At 61.5% G+C, this 16,910-nt stretch carries 17 protein-coding genes, 1 tRNA gene and 1 pseudogene; 7 read left to right on the forward strand and 12 right to left on the reverse strand.

All coding sequences use genetic code 11. The annotated features are described in order from the left end of the window. Positions 1 to 109: 109 nt before the first annotated feature. The 3 genes from infA to aat all read right to left on the reverse strand — a co-directional run bounded on the left by infA (position 110) and on the right by aat (position 1,878). Positions 110 to 328, reverse strand: coding sequence for a translation initiation factor IF-1 (gene infA / locus H621_RS0115310; RefSeq protein WP_002553999.1), 219 nt, complete (start codon positions 326 to 328; stop codon positions 110 to 112). A 104-nt stretch (positions 329 to 432) separates the two neighbouring features. Further along, positions 433 to 1,140, reverse strand: coding sequence for an arginyltransferase (locus tag H621_RS0115315; protein ID WP_028944253.1), 708 nt, complete (start codon positions 1,138 to 1,140; stop codon positions 433 to 435). Positions 1,141 to 1,197: 57 nt separating this feature from the next. Next, entirely contained in the window at positions 1,198 to 1,878 is a 681-nt protein-coding gene (gene aat / locus H621_RS0115320; RefSeq protein WP_028944254.1) for a leucyl/phenylalanyl-tRNA--protein transferase, read from the reverse strand. Positions 1,879 to 2,202: 324 nt separating this feature from the next. Between aat and ftsK the strand changes: the two genes are divergently transcribed. From ftsK to cysG, 6 genes are all read left to right on the forward strand, one after another. Then, entirely contained in the window at positions 2,203 to 4,635 is a 2,433-nt protein-coding gene (gene ftsK, locus H621_RS0115325) for a DNA translocase FtsK (protein ID WP_209420944.1), read from the forward strand. Positions 4,636 to 4,698: 63 nt separating this feature from the next. Continuing rightward, positions 4,699 to 5,322 (forward strand): outer membrane lipoprotein periplasmic chaperone LolA, encoded by a 624-nt coding sequence (gene lolA, locus H621_RS0115330; protein WP_028944256.1) that lies wholly within the window; start codon positions 4,699 to 4,701, stop codon positions 5,320 to 5,322. 18 nt (positions 5,323 to 5,340) lie between these two features. Next, entirely contained in the window at positions 5,341 to 6,666 is a 1,326-nt protein-coding gene (locus tag H621_RS0115335; RefSeq protein ID WP_028944257.1) for a replication-associated recombination protein A, read from the forward strand. Beyond that, entirely contained in the window at positions 6,663 to 7,037 is a 375-nt protein-coding gene (gene crcB / locus H621_RS0115340) for a fluoride efflux transporter CrcB (RefSeq protein WP_028944258.1), read from the forward strand. The genes H621_RS0115335 and crcB overlap by 4 nt, the downstream gene beginning before the upstream one ends. 17 nt (positions 7,038 to 7,054) lie before the next feature. Next, positions 7,055 to 8,335 (forward strand): serine--tRNA ligase, encoded by a 1,281-nt coding sequence (gene serS / locus H621_RS0115345; RefSeq protein WP_028944259.1) that lies wholly within the window; start codon positions 7,055 to 7,057, stop codon positions 8,333 to 8,335. Further along, positions 8,336 to 9,724: a siroheme synthase CysG gene (gene cysG, locus H621_RS0115350; RefSeq protein WP_028944260.1), complete on the forward strand. Its 1,389-nt coding sequence runs from the start codon at positions 8,336 to 8,338 to the stop codon at positions 9,722 to 9,724. 64 nt (positions 9,725 to 9,788) lie between these two features. On the opposite strand, the gene H621_RS0115355 is transcribed toward cysG, so the two are convergent. The 8 genes from H621_RS0115355 to H621_RS0115390 form a co-directional block, all read right to left on the reverse strand. After that, the gene (locus tag H621_RS0115355; protein ID WP_028944261.1) at positions 9,789 to 10,748 is read right to left on the reverse strand and encodes a glutathione S-transferase family protein; all 960 of its coding nucleotides are present in this window, start codon (positions 10,746 to 10,748) and stop codon (positions 9,789 to 9,791) included. Between the two features lie 109 nt (positions 10,749 to 10,857). After that, positions 10,858 to 11,853, reverse strand: coding sequence for a glycosyl transferase family protein (locus H621_RS0115360; protein ID WP_028944262.1), 996 nt, complete (start codon positions 11,851 to 11,853; stop codon positions 10,858 to 10,860). Next, on the reverse strand, positions 11,850 to 12,185 hold the full coding sequence (locus H621_RS0115365; RefSeq protein ID WP_028944263.1) for a TusE/DsrC/DsvC family sulfur relay protein: 336 nt from the start codon (positions 12,183 to 12,185) through the stop codon (positions 11,850 to 11,852). Before H621_RS0115365 ends, H621_RS0115360 begins: the two co-directional genes overlap by 4 nt. Next, positions 12,182 to 12,481, reverse strand: a complete 300-nt coding sequence (tusB, locus tag H621_RS0115370; protein WP_028944264.1) for a sulfurtransferase complex subunit TusB — start codon at positions 12,479 to 12,481, stop codon at positions 12,182 to 12,184. Before tusB ends, H621_RS0115365 begins: the two co-directional genes overlap by 4 nt. Next, positions 12,481 to 12,840 (reverse strand): sulfurtransferase complex subunit TusC, encoded by a 360-nt coding sequence (gene tusC / locus H621_RS0115375; protein WP_028944265.1) that lies wholly within the window; start codon positions 12,838 to 12,840, stop codon positions 12,481 to 12,483. The genes tusB and tusC overlap by 1 nt, the downstream gene beginning before the upstream one ends. Position 12,841: 1 nt before the next feature. Then, positions 12,842 to 13,234, reverse strand: coding sequence for a sulfurtransferase complex subunit TusD (gene tusD, locus H621_RS0115380; RefSeq protein ID WP_028944266.1), 393 nt, complete (start codon positions 13,232 to 13,234; stop codon positions 12,842 to 12,844). A gap of 96 nt (positions 13,235 to 13,330) precedes the next feature. After that, positions 13,331 to 14,710 (reverse strand): nucleobase:cation symporter-2 family protein, encoded by a 1,380-nt coding sequence (locus tag H621_RS0115385; RefSeq protein ID WP_028944267.1) that lies wholly within the window; start codon positions 14,708 to 14,710, stop codon positions 13,331 to 13,333. A 146-nt stretch (positions 14,711 to 14,856) separates the two neighbouring features. Further along, positions 14,857 to 15,528: a Bax inhibitor-1/YccA family protein gene (locus H621_RS0115390; RefSeq protein ID WP_028944268.1), complete on the reverse strand. Its 672-nt coding sequence runs from the start codon at positions 15,526 to 15,528 to the stop codon at positions 14,857 to 14,859. 121 nt (positions 15,529 to 15,649) lie between these two features. Between H621_RS0115390 and H621_RS0115395 the strand changes: the two genes are divergently transcribed. Then, positions 15,650 to 15,737, forward strand: a tRNA-Ser gene (locus H621_RS0115395). Between the two features lie 111 nt (positions 15,738 to 15,848). Here H621_RS0115395 and H621_RS27135 read toward each other — a convergent pair. Further along, a pseudogene (locus tag H621_RS27135) lies at positions 15,849 to 16,909 on the reverse strand (tyrosine-type recombinase/integrase). Between the last annotated feature and the right edge of the window lies 1 nt (position 16,910).

Below are 16,910 nucleotides of genomic sequence, written 5' to 3' on the forward strand. Positions count from 1 at the left end.
CGGGGCACGCCCGCTCCTGCAAGTTCTGTAGGAGCGGGTTTGCCCCGCGATGCGTTTCAAGGCAAACAAAAATGCCCGGCATGTAGCCGGGCATTTTTGTTGGTGTTGCTTATCGAGCGCGGTAGGTGATGCGCCCTTTGCTCAGGTCATAAGGCGTCAGTTCGACGCGGACCTTGTCACCGGTCAGAATACGAATGTAGTTCTTGCGCATTTTTCCTGAGATATGCGCGGTAACGACGTGCCCATTTTCCAACTCCACACGGAACATGGTGTTGGGCAGGGTGTCGACGACAGTGCCTTCCATTTCGAAGCTGTCTTCTTTCGACATGCAGTAAAGCCCTCGGTGTCCAGTTAATGGCCCGGTGCACGACTGCGCCAGGCAAAAAAAGTGGCGTGCATTGTGCCCGAAAAATGGACTTCAAGCCAATGATTTCAGTTCAGGGTCACCCAGCGCTGATTGATCAACAGCTCGATGGGGCGGTACTGGGTCTTGTAGTTCATTTTTTTGCAGTTTTTGATCCAGTACCCGAGGTAGACGGCGTCCAGCCCCAGGCGCAGGGCTTCGGTGATCTGCCAGAGGATGGCATAGCGGCCCAGGCTCCTGCGCTCCTCGTCGGGTTCGTAGAAGGTGTAGACCGCCGAGAGGCCGTTGGGTAGCAGGTCGGTGACGGCCACGGCGACCAGGCGGCCTTGCAGGCGGAACTCGTAGAAGCGTGAAAACGGCAGGTCACGAACCAGGAACGTGGAGAACTGGTCGCGGCTGGGTGGGTACATGTCACCGTCGGCATGGCGTTGCTCGATGTAGCGCCGGTACAGTTCGAAGTACTCTTCCTTGAAGGCTGGGCGGGCGGGCGTGACGGTCAGGTCGGCGTTGCGCTTGAGAATGCGTTTTTGCTGGCGGTTTGGCAAAAAGCGTGCAGACGGAATCCGCGCCGGTACACAGGCGTTGCAATTCTGGCAATGCGGGCGATACAGGTGGTCGCCACTGCGCCGGAAGCCCATTTCCGACAGGTCTGCGTAGACATTCACGTCCATTGGCTGGCTCGGATCGAGAAACAGCGTTGTGGCTTGTTCGTCTGGCAGGTAGCTGCAGGAATGGGGTTGAGTGGCATAAAACTTCAACCGCGCCAGCTCTGTCATGATCAACCCCTCGGGAGGTGCGTTTGAATTAAGTGTAAGCCAGCTGGAAAAACTCGCCTAGCAAACCCAACTGGCGTTGTTGGGTTCATCCAGGTAGCGCTGCAAATAATCGGCAAAGGTCGCGCGGGCAATGGCGCGCGCGCCCAGGCTGTGCAGGTGGTCAGTGGGCATCTGGCAGTCGATCAGCACGAACCCCGCATGCCGCAGGTGTTCGACCAGGCTCGCAAAGCCGACTTTCGAGGCGTTGTCGGCGCGGCTGAACATCGATTCGCCGAAAAACAGTCGGCCCATGGCCAGGCCGTACAGGCCACCTACCAGCTCACCGTCCTGGCGCACTTCCACCGAATGGGCGAAACCCTGCTGGTATAGCGTGAGGTAGGCCGCCTGCATGCTGTCGGTGATCCAGGTGCCATCGGCGTAGTCACGGGGTGCGGCGCAGGCGCGGATGACGGCAGCAAAATCCTGGTCGAAGCTGACCTGGTAGCGGCCCTGGCGCATGATCTTGCGCAGGGAGCGTGATACATGCAGTTCATCGGGGAACAGTACAGTGCGCGGATCGGGTGACCACCAGAGGATCGGCTGGCCATCCTGATACCAGGGGAAGCAGCCATGACGATAGGCCTGCACCAGGCGCTCGGCGCTCAGGTCGCCGCCAGCGGCGAGCAGGCCATTGGGGTCGCGCAGGGCTTTGTCCAGTGGAGGGAAGTTCAGGGTGTCGCGGCTCAACCAGGTCAGCATCGTCGTTCTGTGATGGAGGAGGGGAGGGTGGTCAGGATCGCCTGAAAGGCTATCGCGGGACAAGCCCGCTCCTACCGGTTGGGTTGGAGCGGGCTTGCCCCGCGATGCACTAAAGCAACTTGCGCCACCCTTTGTTGTCACACCTGCGTAAAAACCCCGCATAAGCCTTTGTCACAAAAGAAAATGCGTGCTCAAATTGCGATATAGGAAATTGGCCCCCGTTTACGCTTCCTTCTGGCGTGCCGTCATGGCGGTAGGCGGGCAGTAATGTTAAAAGTAGTGGTTTGTTGACTGTTCAATTGGGTCAATCACTGTTGGACGCGCATCGAGCGCAGGAATAGAAGCGTTTTGAAGAAATCCACCGCAACATCGAATCCCTTGCCTGTGCCGCTCTGGCGCCAGCAGCTGCATTATCGCCTCAAGGAAGGTGCGCTGATCGCCATGGGGGCGCTGTGCCTGTACCTGTGGATGGCGCTGCTGACCTACGACCAGGCCGACCCAGGTTTCAGCCACACCAGCAATGTCGAGCAGGTGCAGAACGCCGCCGGCCGCGCCGGTGCCTATTTCGCCGACATCCTGTTCATGGTGCTCGGCTACTTCGCCTACATCTTCCCGCTGCTGCTGGCCATCAAGACCTGGCAGATTTTTCGTGAACGCCACCAACCCTGGCAGTGGAGCGGCTGGTTGTTCTCCTGGCGCCTGATCGGCCTGGTGTTCCTGGTGCTCTCGGGTGCGGCTCTGGCCCATATCCACTTCCATTCCGCAGCAAGCCTGCCGGCCTCGGCCGGGGGCGCGCTGGGTGAAAGCCTGGGCGACCTGGCCAAGAACGCCCTGAACGTGCAGGGCAGCACCCTGATGTTCATCGCCTTGTTCCTGTTCGGCCTGACGGTGTTCACCGACCTGTCCTGGTTCAAGGTCATGGACGTTACCGGCAAGATCACCCTCGATCTGTTCGAGCTGTTCCAGGGTGCCGCCAACCGCTGGTGGGCCGCCCGCAACGAGCGCAAACGCCTGGTGGCCAAGCTGCGCGAGGTCGATGACCAGGTTCATGACGTGGTAGCCCCGGTGGTGTCCGATCGACGCGAGCAGGCCAAGGCCAAGGAGCGCATCATCGAGCGCGACCAGGCCCTGAGCAAGCATGTGGCCCAGCGCGAGCAACAGCCGGCCCCGGTGATCATGCCGGCCCCGGTCAAGGCGCCAGAGCCCAGCAAACGCGTGCAAAAGGAAAAGCAGGCCCCACTGTTCGTCGACAGCGCCGTCGAAGGCACCTTGCCACCCATCTCCATCCTCGACCCTGCCGAGAAAAAGCAGGTCAATTACTCGCCTGAGTCGTTGGCAGGTGTCGGTCATCTGCTGGAAATCAAACTCAAGGAATTCGGCGTCGAAGTCTCGGTGGACTCCATTCACCCGGGCCCGGTGATTACCCGCTACGAAATCCAGCCGGCCGCAGGCGTCAAGGTCAGCCGTATCGCCAACCTGGCAAAAGACCTGGCGCGTTCCCTGGCCGTGACCAGCGTGCGTGTGGTCGAAGTGATTCCGGGCAAGACCACCGTTGGTATCGAGATTCCCAACGAAGACCGTCAGATCGTGCGTTTCTCCGAAGTGCTGTCGTCGCCGCAATACGATGAGGCCAAGTCGCCGGTCACCATGGCCCTGGGCCACGATATCGGTGGCAAGCCGGTGATTACCGACCTTGCCAAGATGCCCCACCTGCTGGTTGCCGGTACCACCGGCTCCGGTAAGTCGGTGGGCGTGAACGCCATGATCCTGTCGATCCTGTTCAAGTCGGGCCCTGAAGACGCCAAGCTGATCATGATCGACCCGAAAATGCTCGAACTGTCGATCTACGAAGGCATTCCGCACTTGCTTTGCCCAGTAGTAACCGATATGAAGGACGCCGCCAACGCCCTGCGCTGGAGCGTTGCCGAGATGGAGCGCCGCTACAAGCTGATGGCGGCCATGGGCGTGCGCAACCTGGCGGGCTTCAACCGCAAGGTCAAGGATGCCGAAGAAGCTGGCGAGCCGATCTACGACCCGATGTTCAAGCGCGAAAGCATGGATGACGTGCCGCCGCTGCTCAAGACCCTGCCGACCATCGTGGTGGTGGTGGATGAGTTCGCCGACATGATGATGATCGTCGGCAAAAAGGTCGAAGAGCTCATCGCCCGTATCGCCCAGAAGGCCCGGGCCGCGGGTATCCACCTGATCCTCGCGACCCAGCGTCCGTCGGTGGACGTGATCACCGGTCTGATCAAGGCCAACATCCCGACCCGTATGGCGTTCCAGGTATCGAGCAAGATCGACTCGCGGACCATTATCGACCAGGGTGGCGCGGAGCAGTTGCTTGGTCACGGTGACATGCTCTACATGCCGCCAGGCACCAGCTTGCCGATCCGTGTGCATGGCGCCTTCGTTTCCGACGATGAAGTCCATCGCGTGGTCGAGGCATGGAAACAACGGGGTGCGCCGGACTACAACGACGATATCCTCAATGGCGTCGAAGAGGCGGGTAGCGGCTTTGAAGGCGGCGGTGGCGGCGACGGCGATGATGCCGAAACCGATGCCTTGTACGATGAAGCCGTGCAGTTTGTGCTCGAAAGCCGTCGTGCCTCCATCTCTGCGGTCCAGCGCAAGCTGAAGATTGGCTATAACCGCGCCGCGCGAATGATCGAGGCCATGGAAATGGCCGGTGTGGTGACCGCCATGAACACCAACGGCTCACGTGAAGTGATTGCCCCAGGGCCATCTCGCGACTGATGAACCACCCAGCCTGCGGCCCGTAGCGGCCGCGGGCCCATTCATACTGCAACGAGGATTTCCATGCGCCTGATTCGCATGATGTTGGTTTCCGCTATCGCCCTGTCCAGCGCTTCTGTGTTTGCCGGAGAACAGGATGTGGCGCGCTTGACCCAGCTGCTGGAAAAATCCAGGACGATCGAAGCCCGTTTCTCCCAGTTGACCCTGGACGCCAGCGGCACCAGCCTGCAGGAAGCCGCAGGGCAGATGTCGGTACAGCGTCCAGGCCTGTTCTACTGGCACACCGATGCACCGCAGGAGCAAGTGGTGGTGTCGGACGGCAAGACCGTCACCCTGTGGGACCCTGACCTGGAGCAGGCGACCATCAAGAAGCTCGACCAGCGCCTGACCGAAACGCCGGCGTTGCTGCTGTCCGGTGACGTGTCGAAGATCAGCCAGAGCTTCGACATCACCTCCAAGGAGCAGGGCGACGTGATGGACTTCACGCTCAAGCCGAAAACCAAGGACACTCTGTTCGACTCCCTGCGCCTGTCGTTCCGCAAAGGGCTGGTCAACGATATGCAACTGATCGACAGCGTCGGTCAGCGCACTAATATCCTGTTCACCGGGGTCAAGGCCAACGGGGCGATTCCGGCGAGCACGTTCAAGTTCGAGATCCCGAAAGGCGCCGATGTCATTTCGGAATAAGAGGTAGTAGCAGCGCCCATGGACCTGTTTCGTAGCGATCCCGTAGCCCAGCCCCTGGCGGCGCGCCTGCGCCCGGCCAACCTGGATGAGTACGTCGGCCAGGAGCACCTGCTGGCCCGCGGCAAGCCGCTGCGCGAGGCACTGGAACAGGGGGCGTTGCACTCGATGATCTTCTGGGGCCCGCCGGGTGTCGGCAAGACCACCCTGGCGCGCCTGCTGGCGCAGTTCTGCGATGCGCACTTCGAGACCGTCTCGGCGGTGCTGGCCGGGGTCAAGGAAATCCGCCACGCGGTGGACATCGCCAAGCAGCAGGCCGGGCAGTACGGGCGACGCACCATCCTGTTCGTCGATGAAGTACACCGTTTCAACAAGTCCCAGCAGGATGCCTTCCTGCCCTATGTCGAAGACGGCACGCTGATCTTCATCGGCGCCACCACCGAAAACCCCTCCTTCGAGTTGAACAATGCCTTGCTCTCGCGGGCGCGGGTCTACGTGCTCAAAAGCCTCGACGAGGCCGCGCTGCACAAGCTGGTAGGGCGAGCGCTGAGCGAAGAGCGCGGCCTGGGCAAGCGCCAGCTGCGCCTGGGTGAAGAAGCCTTCAAGATGCTCATGGCGGCCGCCGACGGCGATGGCCGGCGCATGCTCAACCTGCTGGAAAACGCCTCGGACCTGGCTGAAGACGGCAGCGAGATCGGCATGGAGCTGCTGCAAAGCCTGCTGGGTGACAGCCGTCGACGTTTCGACAAGGGCGGCGAGGCCTTCTACGACCAGATCTCGGCGTTGCACAAGTCGGTGCGCGGCTCCAACCCCGACGGTGCGCTGTACTGGTTCGCACGCATGCTCGATGGCGGTTGCGACCCGCTGTACATTGCCCGGCGCGTGGTGCGCATGGCCAGCGAAGACATCGGCAACGCCGACCCCCGGGCCTTGAGCCTGTGCCTGGCAGCCTGGGACGTGCAAGAACGCCTGGGTAGCCCCGAAGGTGAGCTGGCAGTGGCCCAGGCCATTACCTACCTCGCTTGCGCACCGAAGAGCAACGCCGTGTACATGGGCTTCAAGACGGCCCTGCGCGAGGCGGGCGAGCACGGCTCGCTGGAAGTCCCGCTGCATCTTCGCAACGCACCGACCAAATTGATGAAGCAACTGGGCTACGGCGACGAATACCGCTATGCCCACGACGAACCAGATGCCTATGCCGCCGGCGAAGACTACTTCCCCGACAACCTTGAGCCGCGCCAGTACTACCAGCCTGTGCCGCGCGGCCTGGAGCTGAAGATCGGCGAGAAGCTCAAGCACCTGGCCGAGCTGGACCGCAAAAGCCCCCGGCAGCGGAGAAAGCCATGATTGCTGTGATCGCCGCCGTCAGTGCTGGAGGCATTGCTGGCACCCTGCTGCGCTTTGCCGCGTCCAATTGGGTCAACGCCCACTGGCCACGCCACTTCTATCTCGGTACGCTGGCGGTCAATCTTTTGGGCTGCCTGTTGATCGGCGTGTTGTACGGTCTGTTTCTGCACCGTCCGCTAGTGCCGGTCGAGCTGCGTGCCGGCCTGATCGTCGGCTTTCTTGGCGGCCTGACAACCTTTTCATCCTTTTCACTGGATACCGTGCGCCTGCTCGAAAGCGGGCAGGCGCCGCTGGCCTTCGGCTATGCTGGGCTCAGCGTAATGGGCGGGCTGCTCGCAACCTGGGCCGGCCTGTCTTTGACCAAATTCTGAACCAACGAGAGAACGATATGCTCGATTCCAAACTGTTACGCGGCCAACTTCAGGAAGTGGCGGACCGCCTGGCCTCCCGTGGCTTCAGCCTGGATGTCGCGCGCATCGAAGCACTGGAAGAACGCCGCAAGGTAGTGCAGACCCGCACCGAACAACTGCAGGCCGAGCGTAACGCCCGTTCCAAGTCCATTGGCCAGGCCAAGGCCCGTGGTGAAGACATCGCGCCATTGATGGCCGACGTCGAGCGCATGGCTGGCGAACTGGCCAGCGGCAAGGTCGAGCTGGATGGCATTCAGGCTGAACTTGACGCCATCGTGCTGGGTATCCCCAACCTGCCGGACGAGAGCGTGCCGGTTGGCGCCGATGAAGATCACAACGTTGAAGTGCGTCGCTGGGGCACCCCGCGCAGCTTCGATTTCGAGATCAAAGACCACGTGGCCCTGGGCGAACTGAGCGGTGGCCTGGACTTCGAAACCGCCGCCAAGCTGTCGGGTGCCCGTTTCGCCCTGCTGCGCGGCCCGATTGCCCGCCTGCACCGTGCCCTGGCGCAGTTCATGATCAACCTGCACACCAGCGAGCACGGCTACGAAGAAGCCTACACCCCGTACCTGGTACAAGCCCCGGCGCTGCAAGGCACCGGCCAGTTGCCGAAGTTCGAGGAAGACTTGTTCAAGATCAGCCGTGACGGTGAGGCCGATTTCTACCTGATCCCGACCGCCGAAGTGTCGCTGACCAACATCGTCGCTGGCGAGATCCTCGACGCCAAGCAACTGCCGGTCAAGTTCGTTGCCCACACCCCGTGCTTCCGCAGCGAAGCCGGTGCCTCGGGTCGTGACACCCGCGGCATGATCCGCCAGCACCAGTTCGACAAGGTCGAGATGGTCCAGATCGTTGAGCCGAGCAAATCCATGGAAGCCCTGGAAGGCCTGACTGCCAACGCCGAACGCGTACTGCAGGCCCTGGAACTACCTTACCGTGTATTGGCGCTGTGCACCGGCGACATGGGCTTCAGCGCGGTCAAGACCTACGACCTGGAAGTCTGGGTGCCGAGCCAGGACAAATACCGCGAGATTTCCTCGTGCTCCAACTGTGGCGACTTCCAGGCCCGCCGCATGCAAGCACGCTGGCGCAACCCGGAAACCGGCAAGCCTGAGCTGGTACACACCCTGAATGGCTCGGGCCTGGCGGTCGGTCGTACCCTGGTTGCCGTGCTGGAGAACTACCAGCAGGCCGACGGCTCGATCCGTGTGCCGGAAGTGCTCAAGCCTTACATGGGTGGCGTCGAGGTCATCGGTTAAATGGAGTTTCTGCCGCTGTTCCACAAGCTGCGCGGTAGCCGTGTACTGGTTGTCGGTGGGGGCGAGATTGCCTTGCGCAAATCCCGCCTGCTGGCCGATGCCGGCGCTGTGCTGCGCGTGGTCGCGCCTGAAATCGAAGCGCAACTGGCCGAACTTGCCCGGCACAGCGGTGGTGAAATCCTCGGTCGTGGCTACCAGCAAACCGACCTGGATGGCTGCCAGCTGATCATCGCTGCGACCGACGATCCGGCGCTCAATGCCCAGGTCTCGGCTGATGCCCACCAGCGCTGCGTGCCGGTCAATGTGGTCGATGCACCGGCGCTGTGTTCGGTAATATTCCCGGCGATTGTCGACCGTTCGCCCCTGGTGGTGGCGGTGTCCAGCGGCGGCGATGCGCCGGTGCTGGCGCGGCTGATCCGGGCCAAGCTGGAAACCTGGATTCCGGCGGCCTACGGTGAATTGGCCGGGCTGGGCGCGCGCTTTCGCGACAAGGTCAAGGCACTCTACCCGGACGTCAATCAGCGTCGCGGCTTCTGGGAAGATGTGTTCCAGGGCCCGATCGCCGAGCGACAACTGGCCGGGCAGGGCGCTGAGGCCGAGCGCTTGCTGCAAGCCAAGATCGACGGTGCCAGCTACCTGGCACCGGGCGAGGTCTACCTGGTCGGTGCCGGCCCAGGTGATCCGGACCTGCTCACCTTCCGTGCCCTGCGCCTGATGCAACAGGCCGATGTGGTGCTCTACGACCGTCTGGTGGCCCCGGCGATCATCGAGTTGTGCCGTCGTGATGCCGAGCGTATCTACGTCGGCAAGCGCCGCGCCGACCATGCCGTGCCGCAGGAGCAGATCAACCAGCTGCTGGTTACCCTGGCGCGCCAGGGCAAGCGGGTGTTGCGCCTCAAGGGTGGTGATCCGTTCATCTTCGGCCGTGGTGGCGAAGAGATCGAGGAACTGGCCGAGCACGGTATTCCGTTCCAGGTGGTGCCGGGTATCACTGCAGCTAGCGGGTGCTCGGCCTATGCCGGGATTCCGCTGACGCACCGTGACTACGCCCAGTCGGTACGCTTTGTAACGGGCCACCTCAAGGACGGCACCAGCAATCTGCCCTGGAACGACCTGGTGGCGCCTGCCCAGACCCTGGTGTTCTACATGGGGCTGGTGGGGTTGCCGACCATTTGCGCTGAACTGATCCGTCATGGGCGTGCCGCTGATACGCCGGCCGCGCTGGTGCAGCAAGGCACTACGCCGAATCAGCGGGTGTTCACCGGCACTTTGGCGGACTTGCCGACGTTGGTGGCAGAGCACGAAGTGCATGCACCAACACTGGTGATCGTCGGCGAAGTAGTCCGGCTACGTGAGAAGCTGGCCTGGTTCGAAGGCGCGCAGTCCTGAAAGCATCGCGGGGCAAGCCCGCTCCTACCGTAGGAGCGAGCCTGCCCCGCGATCATTCCCGCCTCTATTTCCCCCAGATTCCTTTCCCGGGCAAGCGCTCCCGATCATGCTCCACCGCAAAGTCCTGCAGCGGCCCCTTGGGTACGATCCCGTTCGGGTTGATGGTCTTGTGGCTCATGTAATAGTGCTTCTGGATATGTTCGAAATTGACTGTCTCGGCCACCCCTGGCCACTGATACAGCTCTCGTAGCCAGTTCGACAGGTTCGGGTAATCGGCCAGGCGCCGCAGGTTGCACTTGAAGTGCCCGTGGTACACCGCATCGAAACGGATCAGGGTGGTGAACAATCGCCAGTCGGCCTCGGTCAGGTATTCCCCGGTCAGGTAACGCCGCTCGCCCAGCCGCGCTTCCAGGTAGTCGAGCTCGGCAAACACTTCATCAAACGCCTGTTCGTACGCCTGTTGCGAGGTTGCAAAGCCTGCGCGGTACACGCCGTTGTTCACCGCCGGATAGATCCGCTCGTTAAGCGTATCTATCTCGGCTTGAAGTGGTGCAGGGTAGAGGTCCAGGACATTGCCGGTCAGGTCGTTGAAGGCGCGGTTGAAGATCCGAATGATCTCGGCCGATTCGTTGTTGACGATGCGTTGTTCCTGTTTGTCCCACAGCACCGGTACCGTGACCCGGCCGCTGTAGTGTGGGTCGTCACGGGTATAGCGCTGATGGAGAAAGTCCAGGTGGTCGAGCTTGTCGCCGGTAGAGCCCTGGCCCTGGTCGAAGGTCCAGCCGTTCTCGCTCATCAGCCAGCTGACCACCGACACATCGATGAGGTTTTCCAGGCCCTTGAGCTTGCGAAAGATCAGCGTGCGATGGGCCCAGGGACAGGCAAGTGATACATACAGGTGGTAGCGCCCGGCTTCGGCGGCGGGGAGCTGATTGTGGCGCTGCGTACTCTCGCGCTGGAACGCGCCGTCCTTGCTGCTTTCATACCACTGGTCATGCCAGCGTCCATCGATCAACAGGCCCATGGGGAGCTCCTCGGTGATTCGTTCGAATATAGAACCCAGTGTACGGGCCTGGGTTCGAACGAATAGCGCAAAGTCTTCGCCTGTTTGATCGATTGAGTAGATGAATCCCTCAGGCCAGGCGTTGATCCCAGTAGCGCCGGGCCTGGGCAAAGGCTGCTTCGCGAGGTTGGCCAAGGCCGCGCAGTGCCAGGGCCATGGTTGCCACCACCGCCAGTTCACCGTAGCTGTCGTGCGATTCGCCGCGCCATACAGACAGCAGTTGCTCGGGCTCGAGGCTGGCCGGTTTGACATGGCGCAGGGCGGCCAGGGCCGGCCATTGCTCGTCCCAGTCCTCACCATTGGCGGTTCCGTACAGGTGGCTGCTGGTATCGGGATTGATCTCGATTTCGCCGCCATCGCCCTTGATCACAATGGCCGTGTCGCCGAGCAGGCGGCTGGCTTCGCGGTGTACCGCCTGGTAGCCGGGGTGGAAGATACTTTGCAGGCCGCAGCGAGCGCCCAGTGGGTTGAGCACCCGGGCCAGGGAGTGGATCGGCGAGCGCAAGCCCAGGGTGTTGCGCAGGTCGATCATGCGCTGCAGGCGTGGTGCCCAGTCCTGCAGGGGGATGAACGCCAGATGCTGGTTGTCCAGGGCCTGGGCAACGGTAGTCCAGTCTCGGCACAGGGGGATCTGCAGCAATTCCAGCACCTGCTCGGTGTACAGACGTCCGGCCGTATGCGCGCCGCCGCCATGCAGCAGGATGCGCACACCGTTGGCGGCCAGGCACTTGGCGGCCAGCAGGTACCAGGGCAGGTGGCGCTTTTTGCCGGCGTAGCTGGGCCAGTCGATATCCACCGCGATCTGCGGGGCGTGCAAACGTTCGCGCAAGGCTTCGGTGAACCCCGCCAACTCCTCAGGGCTCTCTTCCTTGTGCCGAAGCAGCATCAGGAAGGCACCCAACTGGGTTTCTTCAACCTTGCCATCGAGCAGCATGCCCATCGCCTCGCGGGCTTCTTCGCGGTTCAGGCCGCGGGCGCCGCGTTTGCCCTTGCCAAGAATGCGCACGAACTGGGCGAAAGGGTGTTCGGCCGGGGTGTCGGTGATCAGTGGGCGAGGGTCGGTCATATGCAGTTGGTCGGCTTCGGCAGGCCCGCAAGCTTTGCGGCGAGTTTGGCGGGGGTGCCTTTGAACAGGCGGTTGAGGTGCAGGCTGTTGCCTTTTTCCGGGCCCAGCTTGAGTGCGGCGTACTTGATCAGCGGGCGAGTGGCCGGCGACAGCTCGAACTCCTGGTAGAACGCACGCAGCAGCGTCAGCACCTCCCAGTGTTCGGGAGTCAGTTCCAATTGCTCGTGTTCGGCCAGGGCCTGGGCGACTTCATCAGACCAGTCACTCAGTTCGACCAGGTAGCCGTCCTTGTCCAGGGCGATGCTGCGGTCGCCAACAGTCAGGGTACTCATAGCCAGCTGTTGACCTTGTCGAAGTCCAGCGACAGCGCCACGAACGCCGGATAGTCGATGGCGCGGGTACCTTCATCTGCACTGATGCCACGCGCTTGCAGGTCTTCTTCAAGGGCGAACAGGCGTCCTTGCAGGTTTCTCGCTTGCAGGGTTGCCAGTGGCGCGCTGCCGGGTTGCAGGGCATACACCGCATCGCCACACAGCAACACGCCGTCCTGATCGCCGAGCAGGCGCAGGCAGCTGGTGAGGCGATTGTCGCCAAACGGCGAGTGGGAAATTACATGCAAGGTGCTCATCAGAGGGTTACCACCTGGTCGAAACGGTCGATCAACGCAGCCAGGGCGGCGTCATCCAGCACCGCTACCGGCAGGCTCAGGCTGTCGGCAGCAAGGCCGCGTTCCTTGAGGCTGCTGTCGGCGGCAAACAGCTCTTCGACGCCGAACATCGGCAGGGCCTGCAGGTTGGCGGCGAGGTTCTTTTGCTGCAACTGCGCAGGCGCTTGGCTGGGCGCGAGCTGGAACACGCCATCGTCGAGAAACAACATGCCCAGGGGCAGGTCGAAGGCGCCACCGGCCAGGGCAATGTCCAGGGCTTCGCGGGCGGACGGGCCGGCCCAGGGCGCCTGGCGGCTGATAATCAGCAAGGACTTGGCCATCTCAATCACCTCCGAAGCACATCAGCCGGTCGGCGCTTTGCGCACCTTCATGCAGTTGACCAAGGCCGGACAGCTCCCAGGGCGCTGGCAGGTTCACCGCCGGGCGTTGGTAGCGCCGGGCTTCCTCGGCGTTGAGCACGCCACGGCGCAGGGCCGCAGCGATACACACCACGGCATCGAGGCTGTGCTCACTGATAAACGCGCGCCACTGGGCGGCGACATCCAGCTCATCCTGCGGGGTGACCACATTGGCAGATGCGCTGTGTACACCGTCCTGATAGAAAAACAGCCGGACAATCTCGTGCCCGCCGGCAAGCGCCGTCTGGGCGAACAACAAGGCGCGACGGGAAGAGGGCGCATGGGCCGGAGAAAAAACCGCGATGGCGAACTTCATGGAAGGCTCATTCAGCAAAACTGCGCCAATCATAAAGCAAAAAGCCCGCAACAGCTGCGGGCTTCTGTGTGGGCGCGGGCTTGCCCGCGAATGTCCTCAGGCCTTTTCTTTATGCTCAGGCAGGAACCAGTTCAACACCAGCGCACAAATCCCGCCGGTAGCCACCCCCGACTCCAGCACGTTGCGCAGTGCCGACGGCATATGTGCGAGGAACTCCGGCACTTGTGCCACACCCAGGCCCAGCGCCAGCGACACGGCGATAATCAGCAGCGCACGACGGTCCAGGTTGATGCTGGCGAGGATATTGATCCCCGACGCGGCCACCGCCCCGAACATTACCATTGCCGCGCCGCCCAGCACCGGCTCCGGCACCGCCTGGATCACCCCGGCAACACTCGGGAACAGGCCGAGAATCACCAGCATCGCCGCGATCCACACACCGATATGACGGCTGGCAATACCGGTCAGCTGAATCACGCCGTTGTTCTGGGCGAAGATCGAGCTGGGGAAGGTATTGAATACCCCGGCCAGTAGCGAGTTGGCACCGTTGACCAGCACCCCCCCCTTGATTCGCTGCATCCACAGCGGACCTTCCACCGGTTGGCGCGATACCTTGCTGGTGGCGGTCACGTCACCGATGGCTTCCAGCGAGGTCACCAGGTAAATCACCAGCATCGGAATGAACAGCGCCCAGGAGAAGCCGAGGCCGAAATGCAGCGGCATTGGCACCTGGAACAGCTCGGCTTCATGCATGCCGGTGAAATCCAGGCGACCCAGATAGCCCGCCAGGGCATAGCCCACTGCCAGGGCAATGACAATGGCGCAGCTGCGCATCCACACCAGCGGGATACGGTTGAGCACCACGATAATCGCCAGCACCACGCCCGACAGCAGCAGGTTCTCGCCGTTGGCGAAGGTACCGTTGCCCATGGCGGTAAAGCCGCCGCCCATGCTGATCAGGCCCACCTTGATCAGCGTCAGGCCGATCATCAGCACTACGATACCGGTTACCAGGGGTGTGATCAGGCGCTTAACGAACGGCAAAATGCGCGAAATGCCCATCTCCACGAAGGAGCCGGCAATCACCACACCAAAGATAGCCGCCATCACCGCCTCAACCGGCGTGCCTTGCTTGACCATCAATGCGCCACCGGCGATCAGCGGCCCGACAAAGTTGAAACTGGTGCCCTGAACAATCAACAACCCGGCACCGAACGGTCCGAAGCGACGGCACTGAACGAAGGTTGCAATCCCGGAAATCACCAGCGACATCGACACGATCAGGTTGGTATCGCGCGCCGAAACCCCCAGTGCCTGGCAGATCAACAGCCCCGGCGTCACGATCGGCACGATGATCGCCAGCAGATGCTGCAGTGCAGCCAGCATCGCGATCAGCGGCCGCGGTCGATCCTCAAGGCCAAGAACCAGTTCATTGACCTGCGCAGGTGCGCCGAGCCCTTGCTCGATTGAACTCATGGGAGTGCTGCCCCGGAAGAAAAAAGGAGCGCATTCTACGGCTTAATCCCCTCCACGCCCAGTAGGAGCGGGCCTGCCCCGTGATCCAAACCCATCACCCACAAAAAAGCCCGCCGAAGCGGGCTTTCTCACGCATTCACAGCCAATCAGTCATCACGACCCATCAGGCCGAACAGCTGCAGCAGGCTGACGAACAGGTTGTAGATCGAAACATACAGGCTGACAGTTGCCATGATGTAGTTACGCTCGCCACCGTGAATGATCGCGCTGGTCTGGAACAGGATGCAGACCGACGAGAACAACACGAAACCGGCGCTGATCGCTAGCTGCAGGCCGCTGATCTGGAAGAACAGACTGGCCAGCACCGCACCCATCAGCACGAAGAAACCGGCGGTGATGAAACCACCGAGGAAGCTCATGTCCTTGCGGGTGATCAGAACATAGGCCGACAGGCCACCGAATACCAGCGCGGTCATGGCAAAGGCCGAGCTGACCACTTCAGCGCCACCGGCCATACCCAGGTAACGGTTGAGGATAGGGCCGAGGATAAAGCCCATGAAGCCGGTGAGGGCAAAGGTAGACACTAGGCCCCAGGCCGAGTCACGCAGCTTGTTGGTGAGGAAAAACAGGCCATAGAAGCCGATCAGTACCACGAAAATGTTCGGGTAGCCAACGCGCATCTGCTGCGCGATGAAGGCCATGACGCCACTGAAGGCGAGGGTGATAGCCAGCAGCCCGTATGTATTGCGCAGGACCTTGCTGACCTCCTGCTGCTCGACCTGCTGGCCGTGATTGACGGCATAATCCTGTTCGCGCATGGCGACACTCCTGTGGGTTTGAAACGTTCAGATGCAAAGATCATAACAGAGCCTTGCAAAACAGCCCCATCGAGAGTTTGACAGCTTGTTTCATTTCGGTATTATGGCGCCCGCAATACGAGGAAGCGTGGCCGAGTGGTTTAAGGCAACGGTCTTGAAAACCGTCGATGGGCAACTATCCTAGAGTTCGAATCTCTACGCTTCCGCCACTTCTAAAGCCCTGATTAGTCAGGGCTTTTTGCGTTTCTGAGGCATAGAAAAACTACCCGTGGGAACACCCTTGGGAGTGGTTTATTTCGGAAGCGCTTCCGATACCTTCGCTATTTGGTGGGTTTCGCCAGCGCTCCAACTCGGCGGTAAACCCGCTCCGTTATGTCGCCCTTGGTATGACCCAGCAGCAGGCTGGCGTGATCGACATCCGTGATTTCCGAGGCTGCTTTCGGGCGGATGTCGCGGAATTGGAATTGGCTGATGCGCCCTGCCAAGACCTGGTCGCCGGCGGAAACAGCCTCCTTCACCGCATCCTCCCGTACATCGTCCCAACGATGGCGAAGCATGGCCGTTGTGACCCGCTTGCCGGTGTCGGTCAGCAGCAGGTAAGGCGACCCGTGCGGCGCGTTGCGCTCAAGAATCTTCCTGATCACCACCCCCAAGCCACTTTCCACCCCTCTACCTCAAGCAGAATCCTCAGCTTCTTGTGCGTCTTCTTCTGCTTAACACCGAGGGCCTTGTCCTCGATGTCGTCCTTTCTCATCACCAGCACGTCTGCCGGCCGCTGGCCCGTCAAATACGCCACATCCATGGCGTCCTTCAATTCACCCACTGCTTTCGCGTAAACCGCATTCCAGATCGTATCGTTCGCATAGAAGTCCCGAGGCACCTCCTTGTTCTTGCGCACGCCCTGGCAGGGGTTCTCTTTAGTCGTCAGACCCCATTCCCGCGCCATGTTGTAGACGTGGGACAGGAGCGCTATCTCCCTATTCGCACGTACTGGAGCCGAACGAGCGTCCCGGTACTGAGCGACAAGCGATGGCGTGATGGCCTCTATGGGGGCCTTGTCGAAGACTGGGCGCAGATGACGGAGCTCCGCCAAGTTGTCCTTTTGCGTGCGGGCACCTTTCTTGGGGATTATGTCTCGCTCGTAGCGATCAAAGATCGCCTTCATCAGGAGCAAATCACGCGGCTTTTCCCTGGCCTCCAGCTCAGCCCATTTCATTCTGGCCAGGTTGAGGTCCGCGCCCAGAGGGATTTCTTTACCGTCCTTGTCGCGGTAGTAGTAGCTGATCCATGCCTTGTTCGGGTTCTTCTTGCTTTTGCTGGTGCGCTTGCGCCGGTACACGCCCGGCGGCAGATCCCTGTTTTCTTTGCTCCGAGGGCGCATA

The organism is Pseudomonas vranovensis DSM 16006 (genome assembly GCF_000425805.1).
GTDB lineage: Bacteria > Pseudomonadota > Gammaproteobacteria > Pseudomonadales > Pseudomonadaceae > Aquipseudomonas > Aquipseudomonas vranovensis.

Excerpts from the sequence above, each read along its gene's own strand:
- infA (WP_002553999.1), bottom strand. The coding sequence starts at position 328 with ATGTCGAAAGAAGACAGCTTCGAAATGGAAGGCACTGTCGTCGACACC.
- H621_RS0115315 (WP_028944253.1), bottom strand. The coding sequence starts at position 1,140 with ATGACAGAGCTGGCGCGGTTGAAGTTTTATGCCACTCAACCCCATTCC.
- aat (WP_028944254.1), bottom strand. The coding sequence starts at position 1,878 with ATGCTGACCTGGTTGAGCCGCGACACCCTGAACTTCCCTCCACTGGAC.
- lolA (WP_028944256.1), top strand. The coding sequence starts at position 4,699 with ATGCGCCTGATTCGCATGATGTTGGTTTCCGCTATCGCCCTGTCCAGC.
- H621_RS0115335 (WP_028944257.1), top strand. The coding sequence starts at position 5,341 with ATGGACCTGTTTCGTAGCGATCCCGTAGCCCAGCCCCTGGCGGCGCGC.
- crcB (WP_028944258.1), top strand. The coding sequence starts at position 6,663 with ATGATTGCTGTGATCGCCGCCGTCAGTGCTGGAGGCATTGCTGGCACC.
- serS (WP_028944259.1), top strand. The coding sequence starts at position 7,055 with ATGCTCGATTCCAAACTGTTACGCGGCCAACTTCAGGAAGTGGCGGAC.
- cysG (WP_028944260.1), top strand. The coding sequence starts at position 8,336 with ATGGAGTTTCTGCCGCTGTTCCACAAGCTGCGCGGTAGCCGTGTACTG.
- H621_RS0115355 (WP_028944261.1), bottom strand. The coding sequence starts at position 10,748 with ATGGGCCTGTTGATCGATGGACGCTGGCATGACCAGTGGTATGAAAGC.
- H621_RS0115360 (WP_028944262.1), bottom strand. The coding sequence starts at position 11,853 with ATGACCGACCCTCGCCCACTGATCACCGACACCCCGGCCGAACACCCT.
- H621_RS0115365 (WP_028944263.1), bottom strand. The coding sequence starts at position 12,185 with ATGAGTACCCTGACTGTTGGCGACCGCAGCATCGCCCTGGACAAGGAC.
- tusB (WP_028944264.1), bottom strand. The coding sequence starts at position 12,481 with ATGAGCACCTTGCATGTAATTTCCCACTCGCCGTTTGGCGACAATCGC.
- tusC (WP_028944265.1), bottom strand. The coding sequence starts at position 12,840 with ATGGCCAAGTCCTTGCTGATTATCAGCCGCCAGGCGCCCTGGGCCGGC.
- tusD (WP_028944266.1), bottom strand. The coding sequence starts at position 13,234 with ATGAAGTTCGCCATCGCGGTTTTTTCTCCGGCCCATGCGCCCTCTTCC.
- H621_RS0115385 (WP_028944267.1), bottom strand. The coding sequence starts at position 14,710 with ATGAGTTCAATCGAGCAAGGGCTCGGCGCACCTGCGCAGGTCAATGAA.
- H621_RS0115390 (WP_028944268.1), bottom strand. The coding sequence starts at position 15,528 with ATGCGCGAACAGGATTATGCCGTCAATCACGGCCAGCAGGTCGAGCAG.